General features: G+C 43.3%; 18 protein-coding genes and 1 riboswitch. Of the genes, 3 read left to right on the plus strand and 15 right to left on the minus strand.

Annotated elements, in window-relative coordinates; genetic code table 11:
• Window positions 1-168 precede the first annotated feature (168 nt).
• Window positions 169-954, plus strand: a complete 786-nt coding sequence (locus tag FTU37_RS11505) for a putative porin (protein ID WP_180124386.1) — start codon at window positions 169-171, stop codon at window positions 952-954.
• A gap of 71 nt (window positions 955-1,025) precedes the next feature.
• Here FTU37_RS11505 and recJ read toward each other — a convergent pair whose 3' ends face one another.
• The 7 genes from recJ to FTU37_RS11540 form a co-directional block, all read right to left on the minus strand.
• Complete coding sequence (gene recJ / locus FTU37_RS11510) at window positions 1,026-2,729, minus strand: single-stranded-DNA-specific exonuclease RecJ (RefSeq protein WP_168379408.1); 1,704 nt, start codon at window positions 2,727-2,729, stop codon at window positions 1,026-1,028.
• The gene (gene pdxH / locus FTU37_RS11515; protein ID WP_168379407.1) at window positions 2,730-3,386 is read right to left on the minus strand and encodes a pyridoxamine 5'-phosphate oxidase; all 657 of its coding nucleotides are present in this window, start codon (window positions 3,384-3,386) and stop codon (window positions 2,730-2,732) included. It lies immediately after the preceding gene.
• Window positions 3,387-3,404: 18 nt separating this feature from the next.
• Window positions 3,405-4,736: a phosphoglucosamine mutase gene (glmM, locus tag FTU37_RS11520; protein ID WP_111884469.1), complete on the minus strand. Its 1,332-nt coding sequence runs from the start codon at window positions 4,734-4,736 to the stop codon at window positions 3,405-3,407.
• A 118-nt stretch (window positions 4,737-4,854) separates the two neighbouring features.
• A complete protein-coding gene (guaB, locus tag FTU37_RS11525; RefSeq protein ID WP_078190562.1) occupies window positions 4,855-6,321 on the minus strand; it encodes an IMP dehydrogenase in 1,467 nt (488 codons plus the stop codon).
• Window positions 6,322-6,540: 219 nt separating this feature from the next.
• On the minus strand, window positions 6,541-6,906 hold the full coding sequence (locus tag FTU37_RS11530; protein ID WP_168379406.1) for a YkgJ family cysteine cluster protein: 366 nt from the start codon (window positions 6,904-6,906) through the stop codon (window positions 6,541-6,543).
• A 99-nt stretch (window positions 6,907-7,005) separates the two neighbouring features.
• On the minus strand, window positions 7,006-7,803 hold the full coding sequence (locus FTU37_RS11535) for an MBL fold metallo-hydrolase (RefSeq protein WP_078190564.1): 798 nt from the start codon (window positions 7,801-7,803) through the stop codon (window positions 7,006-7,008).
• 194 nt (window positions 7,804-7,997) lie between these two features.
• The gene (locus tag FTU37_RS11540) at window positions 7,998-8,576 is read right to left on the minus strand and encodes a TMEM165/GDT1 family protein (RefSeq protein ID WP_078190565.1); all 579 of its coding nucleotides are present in this window, start codon (window positions 8,574-8,576) and stop codon (window positions 7,998-8,000) included.
• 74 nt (window positions 8,577-8,650) lie between these two features.
• Window positions 8,651-8,793: riboswitch (yybP-ykoY riboswitch) on the minus strand.
• Between the two features lie 58 nt (window positions 8,794-8,851).
• Here FTU37_RS11540 and FTU37_RS11545 point away from each other — a divergent pair.
• Window positions 8,852-9,373, plus strand: a complete 522-nt coding sequence (locus FTU37_RS11545; protein ID WP_168379405.1) for a hypothetical protein — start codon at window positions 8,852-8,854, stop codon at window positions 9,371-9,373.
• Between the two features lie 231 nt (window positions 9,374-9,604).
• Here the strand turns inward: FTU37_RS11545 and FTU37_RS11550 are convergent, their stop codons facing one another.
• The 3 genes from FTU37_RS11550 to FTU37_RS11560 form a co-directional block, all read right to left on the minus strand.
• Entirely contained in the window at window positions 9,605-11,596 is a 1,992-nt protein-coding gene (locus tag FTU37_RS11550) for a 2-oxo acid dehydrogenase subunit E2 (protein ID WP_168379404.1), read from the minus strand.
• 2 nt (window positions 11,597-11,598) lie between these two features.
• Window positions 11,599-14,301 (minus strand): pyruvate dehydrogenase (acetyl-transferring), homodimeric type, encoded by a 2,703-nt coding sequence (aceE, locus tag FTU37_RS11555; RefSeq protein ID WP_078190568.1) that lies wholly within the window; start codon window positions 14,299-14,301, stop codon window positions 11,599-11,601.
• A 282-nt stretch (window positions 14,302-14,583) separates the two neighbouring features.
• A complete protein-coding gene (locus FTU37_RS11560) occupies window positions 14,584-15,279 on the minus strand; it encodes a M23 family metallopeptidase (protein WP_180124387.1) in 696 nt (231 codons plus the stop codon).
• A 106-nt stretch (window positions 15,280-15,385) separates the two neighbouring features.
• Here FTU37_RS11560 and FTU37_RS11565 point away from each other — a divergent pair, with 106 nt between their 5' ends.
• Window positions 15,386-15,826 (plus strand): DciA family protein, encoded by a 441-nt coding sequence (locus tag FTU37_RS11565; protein WP_168379402.1) that lies wholly within the window; start codon window positions 15,386-15,388, stop codon window positions 15,824-15,826.
• A 97-nt stretch (window positions 15,827-15,923) separates the two neighbouring features.
• On the opposite strand, the gene lpxC is transcribed toward FTU37_RS11565, so the two are convergent.
• The 5 genes from lpxC to FTU37_RS11590 all read right to left on the minus strand — a co-directional run bounded on the left by lpxC (window position 15,924) and on the right by FTU37_RS11590 (window position 21,420).
• A complete protein-coding gene (gene lpxC, locus FTU37_RS11570; protein ID WP_168379401.1) occupies window positions 15,924-16,826 on the minus strand; it encodes a UDP-3-O-acyl-N-acetylglucosamine deacetylase in 903 nt (300 codons plus the stop codon).
• A 125-nt stretch (window positions 16,827-16,951) separates the two neighbouring features.
• Complete coding sequence (gene ftsZ, locus FTU37_RS11575) at window positions 16,952-18,142, minus strand: cell division protein FtsZ (RefSeq protein WP_168379400.1); 1,191 nt, start codon at window positions 18,140-18,142, stop codon at window positions 16,952-16,954.
• Between the two features lie 159 nt (window positions 18,143-18,301).
• Complete coding sequence (ftsA, locus tag FTU37_RS11580) at window positions 18,302-19,564, minus strand: cell division protein FtsA (RefSeq protein ID WP_078190573.1); 1,263 nt, start codon at window positions 19,562-19,564, stop codon at window positions 18,302-18,304.
• Between the two features lie 68 nt (window positions 19,565-19,632).
• On the minus strand, window positions 19,633-20,487 hold the full coding sequence (locus tag FTU37_RS11585; RefSeq protein WP_078190574.1) for a cell division protein FtsQ/DivIB: 855 nt from the start codon (window positions 20,485-20,487) through the stop codon (window positions 19,633-19,635).
• Between the two features lie 3 nt (window positions 20,488-20,490).
• Window positions 20,491-21,420 carry a D-alanine--D-alanine ligase gene (locus tag FTU37_RS11590; RefSeq protein ID WP_078193219.1) on the minus strand — a complete coding sequence of 310 codons (930 nt, stop codon included), beginning with the start codon at window positions 21,418-21,420 and terminating at the stop codon, window positions 20,491-20,493.
• Window positions 21,421-21,468 lie beyond the last annotated feature (48 nt).

The following is a 21,468-nucleotide window of genomic DNA, read 5'->3' on the forward strand; positions in this document are numbered from 1 at the left end:
AATAATTATATATTTTTCAATACCTTAAATAATTAAAATTACATAAAATTACCGAATACACAGTTCTGCAACTTTGCAGCGATTGACCATCTTTAAAAATTCTCTAGACTAAAACTTGTAACAAAAAATGTATTAAATTTAGCCAAACAATTTAGAGGGGTAGTTTCCATGAAAAAACTCGCAATTGCTTCAGCACTTCTTTCTGCACTTGCTATTACAGGTACAGCTCATGCTTATCAAGCAGAAGTGGGCGCTTCAGCTGGTTACATCGACCCAGATAATGGAAGCTCTGGCAGTGAATTTGGTGTAACCGGTACTTATTACTTCAACCCTGTTCAAACGCGTAACGCTCCTCTTGCAGAAGCTGCATTCTTAAACCGTGCAAGTAACGTAAATGCACATGCAACTTTCGCTGACCGTGGCAATGTTGACGACAATACTTATGGCGTTGGTATCGAATATTTCGTACCAAACTCAGATTTCTATGTATCTGGTGATGTAAGCCGTAATAATGTCGAAGTTGACACTCCATTTGGCACAGTAGACAACGATACAACTTACTACGGTGCTGAAGTCGGTTATCTTCCAGCACCAGGCTTCTTAGTTGCAGTTGGTGTGAAAGGTTGGGATAACGATGATGATGATGGTGTAGATCCAACTTTACGTGCTAAATACGTAACAACTTTAAGCAATGGTAAAGACATCAACCTTGAAGCGGGTGCAGCATTCGGTGATCTAGATGAATTCAATCTAGCAGCGGATTACTTCATCGACAAAACATTCAGTGTTGGTGCTGACTACTACAACAACGATGTCACTGATCGTAACGAAGTAGGGATCAATGCACGTAAATTCTTCAACCAACAAGTGAGCCTTGAAGGTCGTGTTGGTTTCGGTGAAGTTGGCAACAATGACTACAATTCATTTGGTGTAGCAGCGAAATACCGCTTCTAATCCATTGAAGTCAAAACCATAAAAAAAACCGCTCTTCTGAGCGGTTTTTTATTTGCCTGTAAAAATGGAATTTATTGAGCCAAGTGTAAAACTCTCAATTGAACACTGACATTTCCTCTAAATTCATTTTTATCGAGTTCGTAGACCAAGCGGATTTTATCTTGCATAGGATTAAATTCATATTTTTCTGCCGCATTAAATGCAATTGCGTCCACCATTAAACCATTATCTAAAGCAAGTTTTAATTTCAAATGTAGGTCTTTCAACCAACGATAATCTAAAATTTTAAATAGGCCTTCATAGACCGGTGCAGGGAATTTTTGTCCCCATGGACTTAAATTTTGCAGAAGATCCACGGTTTCGACATTAATGGCCGAATCGGGCAATTCGCCATCTGTCCAAATAGTGGCCTGAAATAAACTTTCATCTTGCGCAGCGATGAGTGCTTCAAAAGCGGTTTTAAATTCAGAAAAATGCTGCTTTTGAATGGTTAGTCCTGCTGCGGCTGCATGTCCACCAAAATGACTGACCAAATGCGGATGTAATTCAGCAATACGCTCAATACTGTCTCGAATATGAATACCTTCGATAGAACGCGCAGAGCCTTTAATATGTACGCCATCTTCATCTGCAGCAAAGACGATTGCAGGTCTATGGAATTGTTCTTTCAAACGCCCTGCAACAATCCCAATCACCCCTTGATGCCAATGCTGTTCAAACATGATCAAGGCTGCAGGTAAGTTATCCTGATCAAGCTGAATATGTTCTAACTCAGCCAGAGCTTCCTGTTTAATCTGCCCTTCGACTTGGCGTCTTTCAATATTGAGTTGATTCAACTGCTGCGCAATCGGATAAGCCGTACTTAAATCCGCCGCAATCAGACACTCAATCCCAATATCCATAGTCTCCATACGCCCAGCTGCATTGAGTCGTGGGCCAACTACAAAGCCCAAGTCCTGTGCTTTTAACTGTGCGGGATCACGACCAGCGATATCCAATAATGCACTGATCCCTGGACGACATAATCCTTGCTGTATCCGCTTCAAACCAGCATCGATCAAAATCCGATTATTCAGATCTAGACTTGCAACATCGGCATAAGTGCCTAAGGCCACCAAGTCCAAATATTGGCTGAGGTTGGCTGTGGATTTAGCATTTTTTTTACGCATACTGGCCAAATTTGCCAACACATAAAATGCAACACCTACGCCAGCCAAGGCTTTACTTGGAAATTCACATCCGAACTGATTCGGATTTACCACCGCTTCTGCTAGTGGTGTTTCCTTTGTGGTCAGGTGATGATCGGTAATGATCACCTGCATACCATGTGCCTGTGCCTGCGCTACACCAGCATGGCTCGAAATACCATTATCGACCGTAATCAGCACATCTGGTGTAAAGCTCACGAAGGCCAAATCAGCAATGGCGGGTGTCAGGCCATAACCATACTTAAAACGATCTGGAACCAGATATTCAACATCCGCGCCCATGTCACGCAGTGCCAAGACCATCAATGCAGTACTGGTTGCACCATCGGCATCATAATCACCCACAATGACGATTTTCTTTTGAGTATCAATTGCTTGATCGATTATTTCAATCGCTTGCTCTAAACCCTTTAAGTTTGGCGCATGTAAGTGCTTAAGCTTAAATTCCAGCTCTTGTGCGGAAGAAACCCCGCGACGTGCCAATAAATCAGCAATAAACGGGGCAACGCCCTGAATATCTTCAGGGCGCGTCAAATAGGGTCTTTGTTGAATTAAAAGTTTAGACATTTATGGCATCAGTCGCTGTAGAACCCATTGACCATCCTGTAGTTTATAACTCAAGCGGTCATGTAAACGATTCGGACGGCCTTGCCAAAATTCATAATAATCCGGAACTAAACGATAGCCGCCCCAAAACTCAGGTTTCTCCAAAACGTCTTTGCTTTCCACTTGATCATGCAAATTTTGGAAACGCTGTTGTAATTCTTCACGACTAGCGATAACACCACTTTGTGGAGTACTAATGTGCGCTGCGATTTGGCTGTCACGCGGTCGTTTATGGTAATAATCCGTAGATTCTTCTGAAGATATCTTTTCCACACGACCACTGACCCGAATTTGACGTTCCTGCTCTTGCCAATAAAACAATAACTCTGCATAAGGATTATTGAGCAGATCGTTACCTTTTTGACTGTCATAGTTGGTGTAGAAGTCATAACCTGCATGGGTCGCACCGCGCAACAAGACCGTCCGCACGTGCGGACGACCTTGGGCATTTGCCGTCGCCAAAGACATAGCATAGGGTTCATGCAATTGTGCTTCTAAGGCATGGTTAAACCATAATAAAAACTGCTCATGTGGATCACGGTTCACCTGATCTTCATGCAACTCACCTTTTTGATAAGTTAAACGCAGTTCACTTAAGTCCTTAATCACATCATTCATGCAATTTCCCCTCTTGATTTAAGCTGCATTGGCACGAACAGCATCGGCCAAATGATTTGCCAATGCGGTGACTTCTTCAAGGTCATTACCTTCAACCATGACTCGAATCACCGGCTCTGTGCCTGATTTACGAATCAAGATTCGACCGCGTCCTTTGAGCTGCGCTTCAGCTTTTTCAAACTCGCTCACCAGTGCAGGTACGGCGTAGGGGTCAAACATCGCAGCCAAGCGAACATTTACCAGAACGTTTGGTAATAATTCAAAACCTTCCACCAATTCATGTAAGGCTTTACCTTGTTCAACCATCACCGTTAACACCTGAAGTGAAGCAATGATCGCATCACCTGTGGTGCTCTTGTCCAAAGTCAGAATATGACCTGATGGCTCACCGCCCGTTACCCAGCCCTTTTCTTCTAGGCCTTGTAAAACATAGCGGTCACCAACTTTGGCACGAAGCAACGGCACTTTGGCTTGATCTAAAGCAATTTCAAGCGCCATATTGCTCATCACGGTACCCACGATACCCGCAGGCTTTTGACTCGCTTGAGTGGCTAAAATATAGAGAATATGGTCACCGGTAATTTGCTGACCATTTTTATCGACCATAATCACACGGTCAGCATCACCATCAAAGGCAATCCCTAAATCCGCCTGATGTTCAACAACTGCTTTTTGTAAAAACTCAGGATGCGTCGAACCACAGTCTTTATTGATGTTCAAACCATCCGGTTCGTTAAACAGCGCAATCACTTTTGCACCCAGTTCACGATATACCGAAGGACCGACGCTATAGGCTGCACCATTGGCACAGTCCACCACAATTTTTAAGCCTGTCAGGTCAAAATGGTACGGGAAGGTTGATTTACAAAACTCGATATAACGACCATTGGCATCCTTCACACGCACACTTTTACCTAAGTTTGCTGGGTCTTCGATCACCAAGTCATTTTCAAGTTCTTTGTTAATAGCTTCTTGAATTTCATCCGGCAATTTTTTACCTTCGCTCGAGAAGAACTTAATGCCATTATCAAAATAAGGGTTATGCGACGCCGAGATCACGATGCCTAAGCTGGCATGTAATGCACGGGTTAAATGGGCAATTGCGGGTGTAGGTAATGGACCCAGCAAATGAACATAAACACCTGCTGCGTTTAAACCGGCTTGTAATGCTGACTCTAAAATATAGCCCGATAATCGGGTATCTTTACCTAGTACAACGATGGGCTTTGCTTTTTTACTGTATTGTTTTAATACTTTACCTGCGGCAAATCCTAGTTTTAATGCAAATTCAGGGGTAATAGGCAATTCACCGAATTTGCCACGAATGCCATCTGTACCAAAATAACTCATGTTGTACTCACTTCTTAATGGTGATCTTAATCATCACTTTTTACTGCAAATACTTTACACCAAAAACAAAAAGGCCGTCATATTAATGACGGCCTTTTCGGCTAAAAGCTACTAAATATCAACCAACACGGTAGTTTGGTGCTTCTTTAGTAATAGTCACGTCATGTACGTGAGATTCAGACATACCTGCCGCAGTAATTTTGACAAACTGTGCATTTTTACGTAAGTCATCGATCACCGCAGAACCGGTATAACCCATAGATGAACGTAAACCACCCATCATTTGATGAACGATGTTACCCATTGGGCCTTTGTACGGTACGCGACCTTCAATACCTTCTGGTACAAGTTTTTCAGCACCGGCTTTTGAGTCTTGGAAATAACGGTCAGCAGAACCTGTTGCACCTGCCATCGCACCCAATGAACCCATACCACGATAAGCTTTGTAGTAACGACCTTGGAAGAATTCAACTTCGCCTGGTGCTTCTTCAGTACCCGCCATCAATGAACCTACCATGATGGTACTCGCACCTGCACCAATCGCTTTTGCCATATCACCAGAGAAACGGATACCACCGTCTGCGATCAATGGAATTTGGTCTTTCAGTGCATTGGCAACGCTGTCAATCGCAGAGATTTGCGGCATACCAATACCAGCCACAATACGTGTAGTACAGATTGAACCTGGGCCAATACCCACTTTCACTGCATCTGCGCCAGCATCTAATAATGCAAGAGCTGCATCACCAGTCGCGATGTTACCGCCAATCACTTGAACTTGTGGATAGTTGGCTTTAACCCAACGTACACGTTCAATTACACCTGCAGAGTGACCATGTGCAGTATCAACAACAATCGCATCAACACCCGCTTCTACCAATGCTTCTACACGGCTTGGTGTTTCTGCACCTGTACCAACTGCAGCACCAACGCGTAAACGACCTAAGTCATCTTTGCAGCTGTTTGGATAGTTTTCAGCTTTACGGAAATCAGTAACCGTGATTAAACCTTTCAGTTCGTTGTTGTCATTTACAACAAGGACTTTTTCAATACGGTGTTTTTGAAGTAATGCTTGGATATTTTCTTTTGATTCGTTTTCACGAACAGTCACCAAACGATCATGACCTGTCATGATGTTACTAACAGGTTGCTCAAGATTGGTTTCAAAACGAGTGTCACGACCAGTAACAATACCCACCACTTGACCGTCTTTCACCACTGGTACACCGCTGATGTTATTTGCTTGAGTTAAAGCAATCAGCTCACGTACAGTCGTTTCTGGTGTAACGGTAATTGGGTCTTTCACCATACCTGCTTCAAATTTTTTCACGCGGCGAACTTCTGCAGCTTGTGCAGCAATATCCATGTTTTTATGCAGGATACCGATACCACCGTTTTGCGCCATTGCAATTGCCATACGTGATTCAGTCACAGTATCCATCGCAGCAGAAACAAGTGGAATATTCAAATTGATGCCACGTGTGAAACGTGTCTTAAGAGAGACATCTTTTGGGAGAACAGTAGAATAGGCAGGGAGTAATAAGACATCATCAAAGGTTAGGGCTTCTTGAACGATGGTCAACATAACAGTCTCGCTGGTAATTTCCGTGAGCCATTATATACAAATTTCCGTTCAATTTTCATTTTAATTGCGGCAATTCTTTACAGAGTTTTCAATATTAACCATCGAATATGCTGTTTTCAGCAAGAATACACTGAGGGTTAGTCAGCAACTTGTTCAATACAGGCAGAATCCGAAGACTCTACCGCTTAATTTCAATAAATTTATTCTGGAACTAAAGCCTTAACTGACTTGATCGAAATCTTCATCATTTTCAGCGTCATGCAGTGGAATACTGATCAATGGAATCATTTGATGCGCGATGCGTGCTTTATTACATTGCTCATCAGCTATCTGCACACTTTTACATGTGGAACTCCGAGCCTCGTACACCCTACAACTCACTGCTTGCCCAATTTTCCCACCCAAAGCGATACAACGAGACTGTGTTTGATTGGTGCCCGCCATACATGAATACACGGCATTAACCGGCTCAGTATAATGTTCGGGCATATTCAGCCCTTCTGCCCAATAAAAAGAAACGCGATAGTGGGCACAACATGCTCCACAGGTTAAACATGCATCCTGAGTCGGTATTTGAGACAACATTTTTATCTATTCTCGTCATCTAAAAGCTTATTTTATGGACGAAAAATACTAAAAAATGTTATCTGCAAACTCAATTATTTTTTCTGAATTTTCAAGTCATTATACTGGGCAAGTAAAGACTGTTTCATCCATTAAATCGACACCACACTGCAAGGTTTCGATCCAATCTAAGAATTGGTTGATCTGTTCTTTACCAATAAATGGCGTGCCGTGCTGCGGTACGATCATTTCCACATCCATCGTCCGTACCATGTTGACCCACAGACGGATCACTTTGTTCGAACACATGTAGCGCTGATGGAAGCCTTTCATTTTAGGAATATGAGCGGCAAAATTTTCTAAAGGTTTAGAGGCATCATCCACCATAGATGCGCCCATATCCCCTGAGAATAAAATTTTGGCAATCGGGTCATAAAATTGGAAGTTACCAACCGAATGTAGGAAATGTGCAGGAACAGCCACCAAATGACTGTTGCCTAATGGAATCACCTGACCATGATCTGGCAGTTCGATCAGACGATCCAACCAGTTGCCTTTCATCCGGTCACTCATAAATGCAGAGTTTAAATGCGGTAAGAAACGCGCCCACAGCTTAGATGCCACCACTTTGGCGTCGGTATAAACCAACCAACGCGGCATCGAGGTAATAATGTCTGGGTCCTGATGCGAGGCCATCACATAGTCAAGATTGGTCAAACGGGTATATTTATTCAGTTCCATAGTCAGTGGGACATAGGTCAAGTCACCACCCGGATCGAGCACCGCTGCGCGCTCATTATCCAAAATCAGGAACTGGTTCGCCTGTACGCCCTCGCCTTTTACCAAGCTGGTAAAGCTAATACATTTATGCTTTCCATCATCATAAAGTACCTGTGATGTTGTGCGTTCGAAAGCCATTCCCATTCCCCAAATTTTTTATCAAAAAAAATAGATTCTATAGGTGAATAACATATATTTATTTAGGGAAACTTACAATAAATATTAAGTCAATATTATCTGAAATATCAGTGAATTGGGTCTCATTTATTGGCAAAGAATCCTGAGTTTTTAACTCAGGATTTCATGTATTTTTAATATGGTGAGATCATTATTTAAAATAAATAGTGTTGTGCCAACGCAGCCAAACCAATCACCAAGAATACCAAGGCGCCAATTTTATGAATCAGTGAAATCGGTAGTTTTTCAGCTAGCTTGTTCCCAATAAATACCGCAGGCGCATTAACCAACATGATGCCTAATGTCGTCCCCAAAGTCACCCAGCCAATACTGTCAAAGCGTGCAGCCAGTGCAACAGTGGCAATTTGGGTTTTATCTCCAATTTCAGCCAAGAAGAACAAAACGAAAGTGGCGCCGAAAACCCCATATTTTTGCCACTTATTGATACTTTCAGATTCATCATCCAATTGATCGGGGATCAACATCCACACCGCCATAGCAATAAAGCCCAGAGAAACGATCCACAATAAAACGGTTGGACTTAAAACAGTGGTAATCCATTGACCCAGCACAGCAGAAACCCCGTGGTTCACCACAGTCGCGAGGAAAATTGCAATTAAGATCGGAACGGGTTTACGAAAACGTGCAGCAAGCAGTAAGGCAAGTAATTGTGTTTTATCGCCCATTTCTGACAGGGCAACAACAGCAAGGGAAATGAAGAAAGCGGTTAACATGGTGCATTTCTCTGGCTAGCAATAACATATACCGATGACTTATCCCTCCTGCTAGCCAATGTGCAGAGTGATAAATCAAAGGTCTTGCCAACAAAAGAAAGCTACGAAGAGCTCATTTGGTTCTTTGCTATGATGACCATGCTCGTTTTAGAGCAAATATGTTGACCATCACCTTTTTACTTTGCGTAAAAAGCGGCTACTCCCCAATGAAGTAATGCTATTCTAGCGAGGAATGCATGTTTTCGCAATTTTAATTTTCGATGACTCAATTTGATATGCAAAACAATAATCAAAAATTTCAAGAATTTATTCAACACTATATGCATGTGCAGGATGTATTAATCATTGCAGGCGGCCCGTCTCAGCTCAGTTTTGACTTAACCACCATTCAGCCCTCAAAAAAGCTGCTAATCATTTGCTGTAATCAAAGTTTTCTTCAACTTCCTCAGGCTCAAATTGCCCATCATTCAGATTATGCGTGGTGGTTACACTATCAACCCATGCTCAAAGCCTGCTTTCAAGGTGACATCATTAGCGGATGTGGTTTAGGTCACAACCGTCCATATCCTGAACATGAAGTGATTAACTTCAAAACCGTGCGCATCGATACGCAAGCGGAGTTATTTCATTCACCGTACTTTGTGTATGGTAATAATTGCGGCCTTCAAGCCTATTCACTCGCACATCTCTTTCAACCGCAGCGTATTTGGCTGATGGACTATGACTTCCAGCACCAACAGGGCCAAACACATGCGTATCAACATGTACAAGAACTGGGGCATTATGAAAAGTTTTAGGGCTTATTTTTAAAAGACTTCCAACGCTTTGAACATTTACGACATAAGCTTTGGTCGACGGCGCACCCACATCGTACGCTTCCACTCACTTATAACCTCAATGCAAACTCAGCATTAAAGCTCTACCCTTCACCCATTGAACTTCCTGATTGGCTTTGTCAGTCCACCACCACGACGCCATAAAAAAACCCTGCCAAAGCAGGGTTCATTTTGAAACTTAAACAGGTCAGATTAGATCAATAAAGTTCGGATATCTTTGAGCAGCTTCGTCAGCTTATTGGCAAAACGTGCAGCATCCGCACCATTAATTACACGGTGATCGTATGACAATGACAGCGGCAGCATCAAACGTGGATCAAAGCCTTCACCATTCCACACCGGCTGCATAGTTGCAGGTGAAATACCTAAAATCGCCACCTGTGGCCAATTAACCAGCGGTGTAAATGCCGTACCACCAATTGAACCCAGACTGGTAATGGTAAAGTTCGCACCTTGTAGATCTTTCGGCGACAGTTTTTTGTCACGTGCTTTTTGACTCAGTTCACCCAGCTCAATTGCAATCTGCTTAATCGATTTTTGATCTGGATTACGCAGTACAGGCACGGTCAAACCATCAGGCGTTGTCACGGCAATCCCCATGTGGATTTCATTGCGTAACAATACTGACTTGCCATCATCAGACAAATGACCTGCAAATTCACGCTCTTCTTTCAACAAGTAAGCCACTGCTTTGATGATGAAGGCCATAATGGTTAAGCCAATACCTTCTTTCTTAAAGTTGGCTTTTAAGTCATTACGCCAAGCTTCAAGATCGGTAATATCCGCAGCATCGAACTGCGTCACTTGCGGGATAAAATTGTTTAAAGACAATTGCGGAATCGACACTTGTTGTAAACGTGTCAAAACTTTCTCTTCGACACCACCAAAAGCATCAAAGCTTGGCAATTTCGGTAAGCCTGAAACCTGTGCCACAGCTTGAGCTGCAGGTGCAACTTGCGGAGTGGTCAAACGGGTTTTTACATAAGCGAATAAATCTTCTTTCATTAAACGCTCATGCGGGCCAGATGCTTTGACTTCTGCCAAAACCACACCTAATTCACGTGCAAGCTTACGAACGGCCGGACCTGCATACACTTTGGCATTGGCAGCATTTTGCTCTTTGGTGAGCTTATCTGCGCCTTGTGGTTGCGGTGCTGCTGCTTCAACTTTGCTTTCAGCTTTAGGTGCAACTGTCGCAGGCTGTGCTACAGCTGGTGCAGGTTTCGCTGCTGGCGCTGGTGCAGGTGCTGCAACAGCTTGACCTTCGGCTTCAATCGTCACTAAAGCGACGCCTTCAGAGACACTTTGCCCTAACTGAACATGAATCGCGGTGATTTTACCAGCGGTAGAGCTTGGTACTTCTACCGTTGCTTTGTCTGATTCCACCACGATGATACTTTGGTCTTTTTCAACCACATCACCCACAGCGACTAAAATTTCAGCCACTGCTGCTTTATCAACACCTAAGTCAGGCACTGCAATTTCTACAGGCCCAGACGCCGCAGCCGTAGACGGCGTTGGTGTTGCTTCTGCGACAATGGGTGCAGCAACAGGCTGTGCAGTTTCTTGCACAGCAGCCGATGCAACCGCAGCAGATGAAGCCGCCGTTTTCACAGTTAAAATCACTACGCCTTCTTTCACTACATCGCCAGCACTGATCGTGATCGATTCGATACGGCCTGATACAGTACTTGGAACTTCGACTGTCGCTTTGTCTGATTCCACCACGATAATACTTTGATCGACATCAATCTCATCACCAACAGAGACCAAAATCTCACTCACCGTAGCTTTCTCTACGCCAATATCAGGGACTTGCACATCGATACTTTGCGACTGAGTAGCATTGGCTGCAACAGGTGCTGCTGCAGCTTGTTCTGCTTCCACAACCGGAGTTGGTTCTACTGCTTGGTCTTCAGTTGCATTTTGTACTGGCTCAGCGGTAGCAGTACTTTGACCTTCTGATTCCAACTCGATCAGCACAGCACCTTCAGCAACACTGTCACCCAGATTAACTGCAATGCTTTTCACCACGCCTGCCGAAGTGCTTGGCACTTCAACAGAGGCTTTGTCAGACTCTAACAACACAATGCTGTCATCAACGCTAATGGTGTCGCCGACTTTCACTAAAATCTCAGCGACCGTTGCTTTATCTACACCAATATCAGGAGTCGTAATTTGCATGATTAGTTCTCCTCTTTGTAGTCAGCCACAGCATGCAGTTCCGGCGTTTCTTGCGGAGCCCATGCCACTGGACGGTCAGTATCTAGTTCAAAGCTTGAGATGGCATCTTTAACTAAACGTGCATCAACTTCGCCTTCATCCGCGAGTTTTTTCAATGTTGCAACCACAATATGTGCGGCATCAACACCAAAGTAGCTACGTAAGTTGCCACGTGTATCTGAACGACCATAACCATCTGTGCCTAATGCCACGAATGGACGATTGTCTGGAAGATAGGCACGGATTTGTTCGCTATATGCACGCATGTGATCGGTTGCCGATACCACAATACCGTCTTTTTCACGAAGTAATTGAGAGACCCAAGCTTCTTTCGTATCTTCAGCCAACGGATGTAAGCGGTTGTATTCTTCACACGCCATACCATCACGAGCTAATTCGTTAAAGCTAGTGACGCTCCACACGTTTGAATGAATTTGATATTCATCACGAAGGATTTTCGCCGCTTTAATCACTTCACGCAGAATCACACCTGAACCCATCAACTGAACCGTTGCTTTCTCATCTTCTTCGAAGAGATACATACCACGTTTAATGCCTTCTTCAGCACCTTCAGGAATAGCAGGGTGTTCGTAGTTTTCATTCATTACTGTTAAGTAATAGAACACGCGCTCTTGGTTCACGTACATACGTTTTAAACCATCATGTACGATCACTGCCAACTCATAACCAAAACATGGGTCATAAGAGATACAGTTTGGAATCGTATTTGCCAAGATATGTGAATGACCATCTTGATGCTGTAAACCTTCACCATTCAGTGTTGTACGACCCGCAGTTGCACCCAACAAGAAACCTTGTGCCTGCGCATCACCTGCCGCCCATGCAATATCACCAATCCGTTGGAAACCGAACATCGAGTAGTACATATACATCGGAATCATTGGCAAGTTATTGGTCGAATAACTGGTCCCTAACGCAGCCCAAGCACTCATCGCACCCGCTTCGTTAATCCCTTCTTGTAACATGTGACCATCTTTGGCTTCACGATAGTGCATCAACTGTTCTTGGTCTTCAGGGGTATATTTTTGACCATGCGCAGCATAGATCCCCAACTGACGGAACATACCTTCTAAACCAAAAGTACGGGCTTCATCTGGTACGATTGGCACGACACGGTCTTTAATGGCTTTTTCTTTCAATAACGAAGAAATCAAACGCACCATCAACATAGTTGTCGATTGTTCTTTACCGCCACTGCCTTTGAGCACCGCATCAAACACAGACAACTCTGGAATCGCCAGCTGCTCACTTTCTTTACGGCGTGCCGGTAAATAACCACCCAATGCCTCACGACGCGCCTTCATGTATTTTAATTCAGGGGAGTTTTCGCTCGGACGATAGAATGGCACTTCTTCAAGCTGTTCATCGGTAAATGGCAAGTTGAAACGGTTACGCACGTATTTCAACGACTCAAGCTGCATTTTCTTGATTTGATGCGTCTTGTTGACGGCTTCAATCTCTTCAGACAAACCATAGCCTTTCACTGTTTTCGCTAGGATTACAGTTGGCTGACCATTGGCCTTCATCGCTTCTGCATAAGCCGCATACACTTTGTACGGGTCATGACCACCACGGTTCAGGTTATCGATATCTTCATCGCTTAAGTTGCGAACCAACTCTTCAGCTTCAGGATATTTACCAAAGAAATGCGCACGCGTATACGCACCACCTTTCACTTGATAACGCTGGAAGTCACCATCAACCGCTTCTTCCATCACAGCTTTTAAAGCACCTGTATCATCTTTTGCCAGTAGCGGATCCCAATGACGACCCCATACCACTTTAATCACGCGCCAGCCTGCACCACGGAACAATGATTCAAGTTCTTGAATAATTTTACCGTTACCACGAACAGGGCCATCTAGACGCTGTAAGTTACAGTTCACGACCCAAATCAGGTTATCGAGCTTTTCACGACCTGCAAGTGAAATGGCACCTGTACTTTCAGGCTCATCCATCTCACCATCACCGAGGTAAGCCCAAACTTTACGGTTTTCTTCTTTGATCAAACCACGGTTCATCAAGTATTTTTGGATGTGTGCTTGATAAATCGACATGATTGGGCCTAGACCCATCGATACAGTTGGGAACTGCCAATAATCTGGCATCAAGTACGGATGTGGGTATGACGGCAAACCTTTACCGCCGACTTCACGACGGAAATTATTTAAGTGTTCTTCAGTCAAACGACCTTCTAAGAACGAACGTGCATAGATACCCGGCGCACAGTGACCTTGATAATAGATCATGTCACCGCCAAAGCTGTCGCTATTGGCACGGAAGAAGTGGTTAAAGCCCACGTCATATAAAGTTGCAGATGATGCAAAACTTGCCAAGTGACCACCTAAGTCATCACCTGTTTTATTGGCACGCAGTACCATCGCTAAGGCATTCCAGCGGATCAGCGCACGAATACGGCGCTCCATATCCGAATCACCCGGCATAGGCGGTTGTTCTTCAACTGAAATGGTATTTAAGTAAGGAGTATTTAGTCGCTGAATGGGAACGTGCTTAGCAATCGCTTGTTGATAGAGTTTTTCAAGCAAAAATGCAGCGCGGTCAGTTCCCATGTGCTGTAAAACTGAATCAAATGCGTCCTGCCATTCTTGGGTTTCTTGCGCATCTGTATCGCCATAAAACGCCATACTTCACCTATCCTATGTGCTAAATATATGGCTCTATTAGTACCATATTTTGGCTAGGCTCAGTTATCGCCACAGATGAATACGAAATAGCTCTATTATTTATTTACTAAATACTTATTGATTAACAATTACACAAATTTACATTTTTGGGTCAATTTTCGCCATATTTCATACAGACAATATTTTTTTAGAATGATAATTTTATAGTTATTAGCGATAAATAAAAAAGCCATTGTCTGTAGAGGTTCGGACAATGGCTTCGTATACAAATTTTGTATGCGCTTATGGCAACATCGCTAAATACGTCGATGGGTTTTTACGTTGACCATCTTTCACTACTTCGTAATGCAAATGTGGGCCAGTACAACGACCAGTACAACCAACGTTAGCAATATGCTCACCCGCAGCAACACGGTCGCCTACACGTGCAATTAAGCGTGATGCATGTGCATAACGTGTCAGGTAACCATTACCATGGTTAATTTCAACATATTGACCATAACCTGTGCCCCAGCCTGATTTGGTTACAATGCCTGGACCTGTTGCATAAATAGGCGTACCACTTGCCGCAGAAAGATCTAAACCTGAATGATTTTCTGCACGACCACCCATGGTACGGCCACCATAGTTTGAGCTCACGCGCTTCATGTCTGGAAGTGGGTGGGCAATTAACCATGAATATGGATTATTTGAACTTGCAGAATAGTTTTTAGAGGAAGTGCTTGAACCGTATTTTTTTGCGATTGTCGTATTGTTGAGTTCAATTGATTTTTCACGAATTTGAACATTCAACTTCGTTTCCGCTGGAACATCAATATCATTGCTTTCAGAGTAAGCACCTTGAGACAAGGTGCGAGTTAACTGTTCAATACGATCTGATGATGAGTCTGCTTGATTTAATTCAACTAAATCTGCAAAAGCGACTGAAGCGGCCGAAGCTGTCAATGAAAACGCCAATAAAATACGTCGTAAATGCATAAAAAACCTCTATAAACTGTTCTCTTTCGTTCCTTGTGTGATTTCGTCCTTGATATCAGCCAAAAGGAGCGCATAAGATTAAGACATAAACATGTAGGAAATATGTATGTCAGAACCTGTCAACGTCTTTCAACCAACAAGAAAACACATAAAAACAGGAAACTTGTCGTTTCTCTCAACGCAAGTTGCTGTATGGCAGAAACTTACGAAAATTGTTCAACCGCTATTGCCCCAACCGGATCAATGGCAAGTTGTTTGTTATATAAATGGTGTACTTATATTAACTGGAGAAAATCAGGCACTGATTAGTCAGTTGGCCTATTTGCAAAAGCAATATATTGCACAATTATCACAAATATACGAATTCAAGGATTTGCACAAGATTCAAGTCCGTCTGAGAACTCCGTCTCCAACGCCTCATTCCCCTGAAAAAATTTCAAGAACCCTCAGTACAGAAACTCAGGATTTACTCCGTAATGCTGCTGACTTTGTGAGCGACCCTAAGCTTAGCCAAGCAATGCTGCGTTTGGCAAGCAATAAAAAGTAACCACCCAGTTGTAACAGACAAATTTGAATGCTCAGAATGTGACAGACTTAACACTTACAAATGATACAATATAACATCACTATTATAAGACAATGACTTATGTCACATTCACATAACTAATTGGGCAATCATTAATGTCATCAAATGTTACAATTTCATAGCTATCTGGATCACTTTTGACATTGCGTAATAACTGATTATTTAATGCATGACCTGACTTATAGGCATCATATTTCGCAATAATTTGATGACCAAGCAAATATAAATCACCCACAGCATCTAATATTTTGTGACGAACAAACTCATCCGAGAAGCGTAAACCCTCTTCATTGACCACACCATTTTCATCTACGCCAATGGCATTTTCGAGACTCGCCCCCAAAGCCAAATTATTGGCTTTGAGATAATCCAAATCTTTCATAAAGCCAAAAGTCCGCGCTTCACTGACTTCATAGACAAATGTTTCGGTTGAAAAGTCGATGGTTGCCGATTGAAATTCTTTCTTAAATGCAGGATGGTCAAAATCAATCGTAAAATTTAATTGGAAACCGTCATGCGGTTGAAAGGCAGCACGTTTATCATCAATCAGTGCTTCGACAGGTTTAAGTATTTTTATGAATTTTTTAGGTGCATTTTGTTCTTGTAGTTCACCTTGCATAAGCAAATAAATGAACGGGCCTGCACTCCCATCCATAATAGGCACTTCAGATGCCGACACTTCCACAATCAGGTTATCAATCCCTAAACCAGCAATCGCACTCATAATGTGCTCAATTGTGCCCACCTTGGCGTTTTCTTGCACCAAGTTAGAACACATGAATGCTTCTTGAATCAGCATAGCATCAGCTGGAATATCAATCGGTGGATTTAAGTCGATACGACGAAACACAATGCCCCCATCGGCATGATGTGGCACAAAGTTAATCATCACTTTTTGCCCACTATGCAGTCCGATGCCACTCGCTTTCACGATGCGTTTCAGGGTACGTTGTTTCAACATGTGTCTTCTATCATCAGTTCACAAAACCGCTATACGTTAGCATATTTAGCCATTGATAAAAAACAAAAAGGTAGCTGATCAGCTACCTTTTGTAATCAATAGACACTTAAGTCATTGAATTTGTTTTATTTACGTTGCTGATTTTTCAAGTAGTCTTGAATACTCATTGGCGTAGGGCGTGAATTCGATGCTGACGCCGCCGCAGCCGCCGGAGCAGCTGCTTCATTGTGCTGACGTTGAATCGCTGGTACATCATCTTCATCTACAGGAGCTTGTGCAGAAGCGACTGTACGTGTTGCTTGTGCGACAGGGCGTTTCACTGGCTCAGCAGAATCGGCAGAATTACGAGTTAAACCCGTTGCGATCACCGTTACGCTAATTTCATCACGTGCATCTGGATCAAATACCGTACCGTAGAACACTTGACCTTCATCAAGATCGACAATTTGGTTCACCACATCAGTGATTTCTTCAATTTCACCGAAGGTTACGTCATCGCCACCTGTAACGTTAATCAAAATGCCTTTTGCATTCATAATGGTCACGTTATCTAACAACGGGCTACGGATCGCTTGCTCAGCAGCTTGACGCGCACGGTTTTCACCACGACCAGAACCTGCACCCATCATTGCGTAACCACGTGTACTCATGGCAGTTTTCAAATCGGCGAAGTCAAGGTTGATATGACCTGGACGTACCACCAAATCAAAGATACTACGCACCGCATTTAACAATACATCGTCTGCCTTTTTATAGGCATCTTTCATTGAAATATCGCGGAATACTTTAAGTAGACGTTGGTTCGGAATAATAATCAGAGAATCAACATGTTGCTCAAGTGCTTCAATACCTTTCTCAGCAGATTGCTGACGACGTTTACCTTCAAAGTTAAACGGAGTCGTCACCACACCTACAGTTAAGATACCCATTTCTTTGGCAATTTCAGCAACAACCGGCGCAGCACCTGTACCTGTGCCACCGCCCATACCTGCAGTCACGAACACCATGTCCGTACCTTCAAGGTGTTGGCGAATCAACTCACGGCTTTCTTCAGCAGCAGTTTGACCCACTTGTGGATTTGCACCTGCACCCAAACCACGCGTACTTTGCTCGCCGAGTTGGATTTTAAATTGTGCATTCATGCGGTCGAGCGCTTGTTTGTCTGTATTGGCACAAACAAATTTTACACCTTCGATATCTGATTCCAACATATGCTGCACAGCGTTACCGCCAGCACCACCTACACCGAATACTGTGAAACGGGCTTGACCGTTGCTGTCGCTTTGATCATCTTCTAAAAATTCAAATGAGGCCATGCCTAAAAAATTCCTAATCCATAATTGGCAGACACTTCAGCCCGTATACTGCCTTGATCTTAATAAAAATTGTTTTTTAGAATGCTGTCCAAGTTCCAGCTTGTCAAGTACAAGCAATAATCCGTACAACTTCCCAACAATATTCCCAAATATTTCAACTTAAAAGATCGACTTCAAGGTGTCATTGAAGCCCGACCATGCACGTTTTACCCGATTCAATACTGAAAGTTTTTCCGTATCTTCTGGCTCAACGATCGTATCTTGTGTTTCGCTTTGACTGAAAATTAACAGACCTGCGGCAGTCGCGTATTGTGAACGACGTAAAGCAGCTTGCTGTTGATCATCGGCATACACTTGCATAGGTGGATTACCTAAATGTGCAGAGACACCTAAAATCCGACGTGCAAATGTCACCATCCCTTCAATTTGGCAGGCATCACCTGTGAGTACAACACCATGATATAAACCATGAATCGCACCATGATCGACCAATTCATTACGCACTTGATTAAAGATTTCTTCATAGCGCGCAATAATGATTTCGGTCAGTTCAATACGGCTAATGGTTTGTGGACCATCAATCCCTTGGAACTGAATCATACTTTCAGGTTTAACCACTTTCAGGTCAACACAACCATACAACAGCTTAATGCGTTCAGCTTCTTCTGTTGTGGTTTGCAATACAGCAGCAATATCACGTGTTACATGCTCACCGCCACGTTGCAAGGTATGTGTCATCGCCAAGCGACCATCTAAATACACCGCGATATTGGTCGTACCTGCACCAATATCGACCAAGCACACACCATATTCTTTTTCATCTTTAAGCAAACTGGCTTCAGCTGTTGCTAATGATGAAATGACCATGCGTTCAACACCAATATTGGCGCCTTTTAATGCACGATCCAAATTCTGCATGGTGCTGATGGGCAACATCATCAAATGATAATGCCCTGTCATACTCCGTGCTGACATGCGAATCGGGTTTAATACCCACTCAGGTTCATCATCTAGTTCAAAACCTAAAGGTACAGCACTCACCAAATAGTGGTCAGACGTTAAATGACTGGCTTTGGCCAGTTCTAATGCACGCACCACTTCATTGGTGGTAATCGCATGGTCATTATTTTCAATTGGAGTGCGACCAGAGGCATAAAAACTTTTTAGTTCAGCACTTGGAATGGAAATCCACGCAGAATGTACACGACATTCCGCCATATCTTCCGCTTCCTGCACTGCATTTTTAATTGCGGTAACAACTTTATCGAGACTGACAATTTTCCCTTTATTCATGCCGCGGTTACGAGCGGTCGCCATCCCTACCACTTGGATATTGTCTGGCGCGTGTACCTTACCAATCAAAACTGAAACTTTGTGTGTCCCAATGTCAATCGCAACAACCGAGGGAACAGCTTCATTCATTATTTACTACTACCATTCACATGTTTGTTTAATTTATGGCTTAAAGCCTCTACTTATAAAGCCGATCATTATGGCTTTACCGGCGCTGCATTCGCAATGCCTATGTCATCACTGGTTACAACAAACTGACCATTTACCGACTTTGCTGGCACAGAGTTTTTCCATTGAATCGCTAAACCATTTCGGTAGCGCAAATCGATGGCAGAAATTCGTGGCCATACAGGTTTTAAGTCACTGTGTGCGAGATAACTTAAACGCTGCAACTTACTCATGGTCTGATCTTGATCGACAATCACGCGTAAGCCTGAATCAAACTGCATAAACCAAGTCATTCGTTCGGTTAAATATAATTCTTTTAAACGAATGCCAACAGGTATAAATAATTGATTAATTTCATTATAGCGACGCATCATCATTTTGGACTGACTCGTCGGCCCATGCAATAACGGCAAATTCTGATGATTGGTCGGGGTTAATTCGGCAAATACATCACCACTGTCGCTTAACAGTCGCCCAGTTCCCCAACGTGCAATCGCTTGACGCGGCATCACCCGTACACGAATTGCATTTGGCCAAGCACGTGATACCACCACGCGATCGACCCACGAAATTTCTAAAGTACGGTCACGAATGACACGTAAATCAGAGGTAAAATAATTTTGAGTCATCATCGGTGAAACGTATGACATCACTTGTTGTTTTTCTTGGGCGCTACGCACACCCACCACATCAAGTTCAGCCACACGTGCATCCGTCATGACTTTATATAGCCCCCAAATTCCGGCAATCAAAACCACACATGCAATAAACAACAACAGCCATCCACCCACATTGGTAAGCTTTTCCTTACGTGTCGGTGGTTTGTCATGTATCGATGTCGTTGCTGCACGTTTACGGCGCATAGACGCAGGAAGTTGAGCCATAATTTAGTGTGCCGCACCTGTCAGGGTTTGTTCCAAAATCGCGACACAAAGATCATCAAAACTATAACCTACGGCATTGGCCGCTTTTGGCACTAGAGAATGACTGGTCATACCCGGAACAGTATTTACCTCAAGTAACCAGAAGTTTCCTTCTGCATCCTGCATCGCGTCAATACGGCCCCAACCACTCGCACCTACCGCTTGGAAAGCGCGTAAAGATAAAGCTTGTAGACGCTTTTCTTCATCTTCAGTCAAGCCACATGGAATACCATATTGCACATCGTTACGGTTATATTTCGCTTCGTAATCGTAAAAAGCCACATCTGCAGGCGGTTCTAAACGAATCACCGGTAATGCCTGACCATTTAAAATCACAATGGTAAATTCACGTCCGGTAATCCATTTTTCAGCCATCACGACGGCATCATGCTGGGTCGCTTTGGCAATTGCGGTTGCAAAGTCTTCAATTTTTTCAACTTTGCTCATACCAATGCTTGAGCCTTCATGCACTGGCTTGATAATAAATGGCAAACCAATTGAATCTACAATTTCTTGTAAATCTGAATCTTTGCTGACAATACGATAAGGTGCTGTCGGTAGTTCTGAACCTTGCCAAACTTGTTTAGTTTTGACTTTATCCATACCAATCGCTGAGCCTTGAACGCCCGTTCCAGTGTACGGAATGTTTAACCATTCCAAAGTACCCTGAATTTGACCATCTTCACCACCACGGCCATGAAGTACGATAAATGCACGGTCATAAGCCACCAACTCAGTCACACTGCGTTGCTGCGGATCAAATGCTTCGGCATTTACACCCGAACGCACCAATGCTTCAAGTACAGCTTTACCACTATCGAGAGAAACCTCACGTTCGGCAGATTTCCCACCTAATAACACGGCAACTTTGCCGAATTTTGAAGCATTTGACACGTTTATATCCTTAAACTTTTATCTACAGTCTAAACAAACTTTGGATCA

Origin of the sequence: Acinetobacter sp. YH12097 (genome assembly GCF_013419225.1) — a bacterium.
GTDB classification, from domain to species: domain Bacteria; phylum Pseudomonadota; class Gammaproteobacteria; order Pseudomonadales; family Moraxellaceae; genus Acinetobacter; species Acinetobacter amyesii.

Bases quoted from the DNA above. Each gene is read 5' to 3' on its own strand.
- FTU37_RS11505 (WP_180124386.1), top strand. From the start codon at position 169: ATGAAAAAACTCGCAATTGCTTCAGCACTTCTTTCTGCACTTGCTATT.
- recJ (WP_168379408.1), bottom strand. From the start codon at position 2,729: ATGTCTAAACTTTTAATTCAACAAAGACCCTATTTGACGCGCCCTGAA.
- pdxH (WP_168379407.1), bottom strand. From the start codon at position 3,386: ATGAATGATGTGATTAAGGACTTAAGTGAACTGCGTTTAACTTATCAA.
- glmM (WP_111884469.1), bottom strand. From the start codon at position 4,736: ATGAGTTATTTTGGTACAGATGGCATTCGTGGCAAATTCGGTGAATTG.
- guaB (WP_078190562.1), bottom strand. From the start codon at position 6,321: ATGTTGACCATCGTTCAAGAAGCCCTAACCTTTGATGATGTCTTATTA.
- FTU37_RS11530 (WP_168379406.1), bottom strand. From the start codon at position 6,906: ATGTTGTCTCAAATACCGACTCAGGATGCATGTTTAACCTGTGGAGCA.
- FTU37_RS11535 (WP_078190564.1), bottom strand. From the start codon at position 7,803: ATGGCTTTCGAACGCACAACATCACAGGTACTTTATGATGATGGAAAG.
- FTU37_RS11540 (WP_078190565.1), bottom strand. From the start codon at position 8,576: ATGTTAACCGCTTTCTTCATTTCCCTTGCTGTTGTTGCCCTGTCAGAA.
- FTU37_RS11545 (WP_168379405.1), top strand. From the start codon at position 8,852: ATGCAAAACAATAATCAAAAATTTCAAGAATTTATTCAACACTATATG.
- FTU37_RS11550 (WP_168379404.1), bottom strand. From the start codon at position 11,596: ATGCAAATTACGACTCCTGATATTGGTGTAGATAAAGCAACGGTCGCT.
- aceE (WP_078190568.1), bottom strand. From the start codon at position 14,301: ATGGCGTTTTATGGCGATACAGATGCGCAAGAAACCCAAGAATGGCAG.
- FTU37_RS11560 (WP_180124387.1), bottom strand. From the start codon at position 15,279: ATGCATTTACGACGTATTTTATTGGCGTTTTCATTGACAGCTTCGGCC.
- FTU37_RS11565 (WP_168379402.1), top strand. From the start codon at position 15,386: ATGTCAGAACCTGTCAACGTCTTTCAACCAACAAGAAAACACATAAAA.
- lpxC (WP_168379401.1), bottom strand. From the start codon at position 16,826: ATGTTGAAACAACGTACCCTGAAACGCATCGTGAAAGCGAGTGGCATC.
- ftsZ (WP_168379400.1), bottom strand. From the start codon at position 18,142: ATGGCCTCATTTGAATTTTTAGAAGATGATCAAAGCGACAGCAACGGT.
- ftsA (WP_078190573.1), bottom strand. From the start codon at position 19,564: ATGAATGAAGCTGTTCCCTCGGTTGTTGCGATTGACATTGGGACACAC.
- FTU37_RS11585 (WP_078190574.1), bottom strand. From the start codon at position 20,487: ATGGCTCAACTTCCTGCGTCTATGCGCCGTAAACGTGCAGCAACGACA.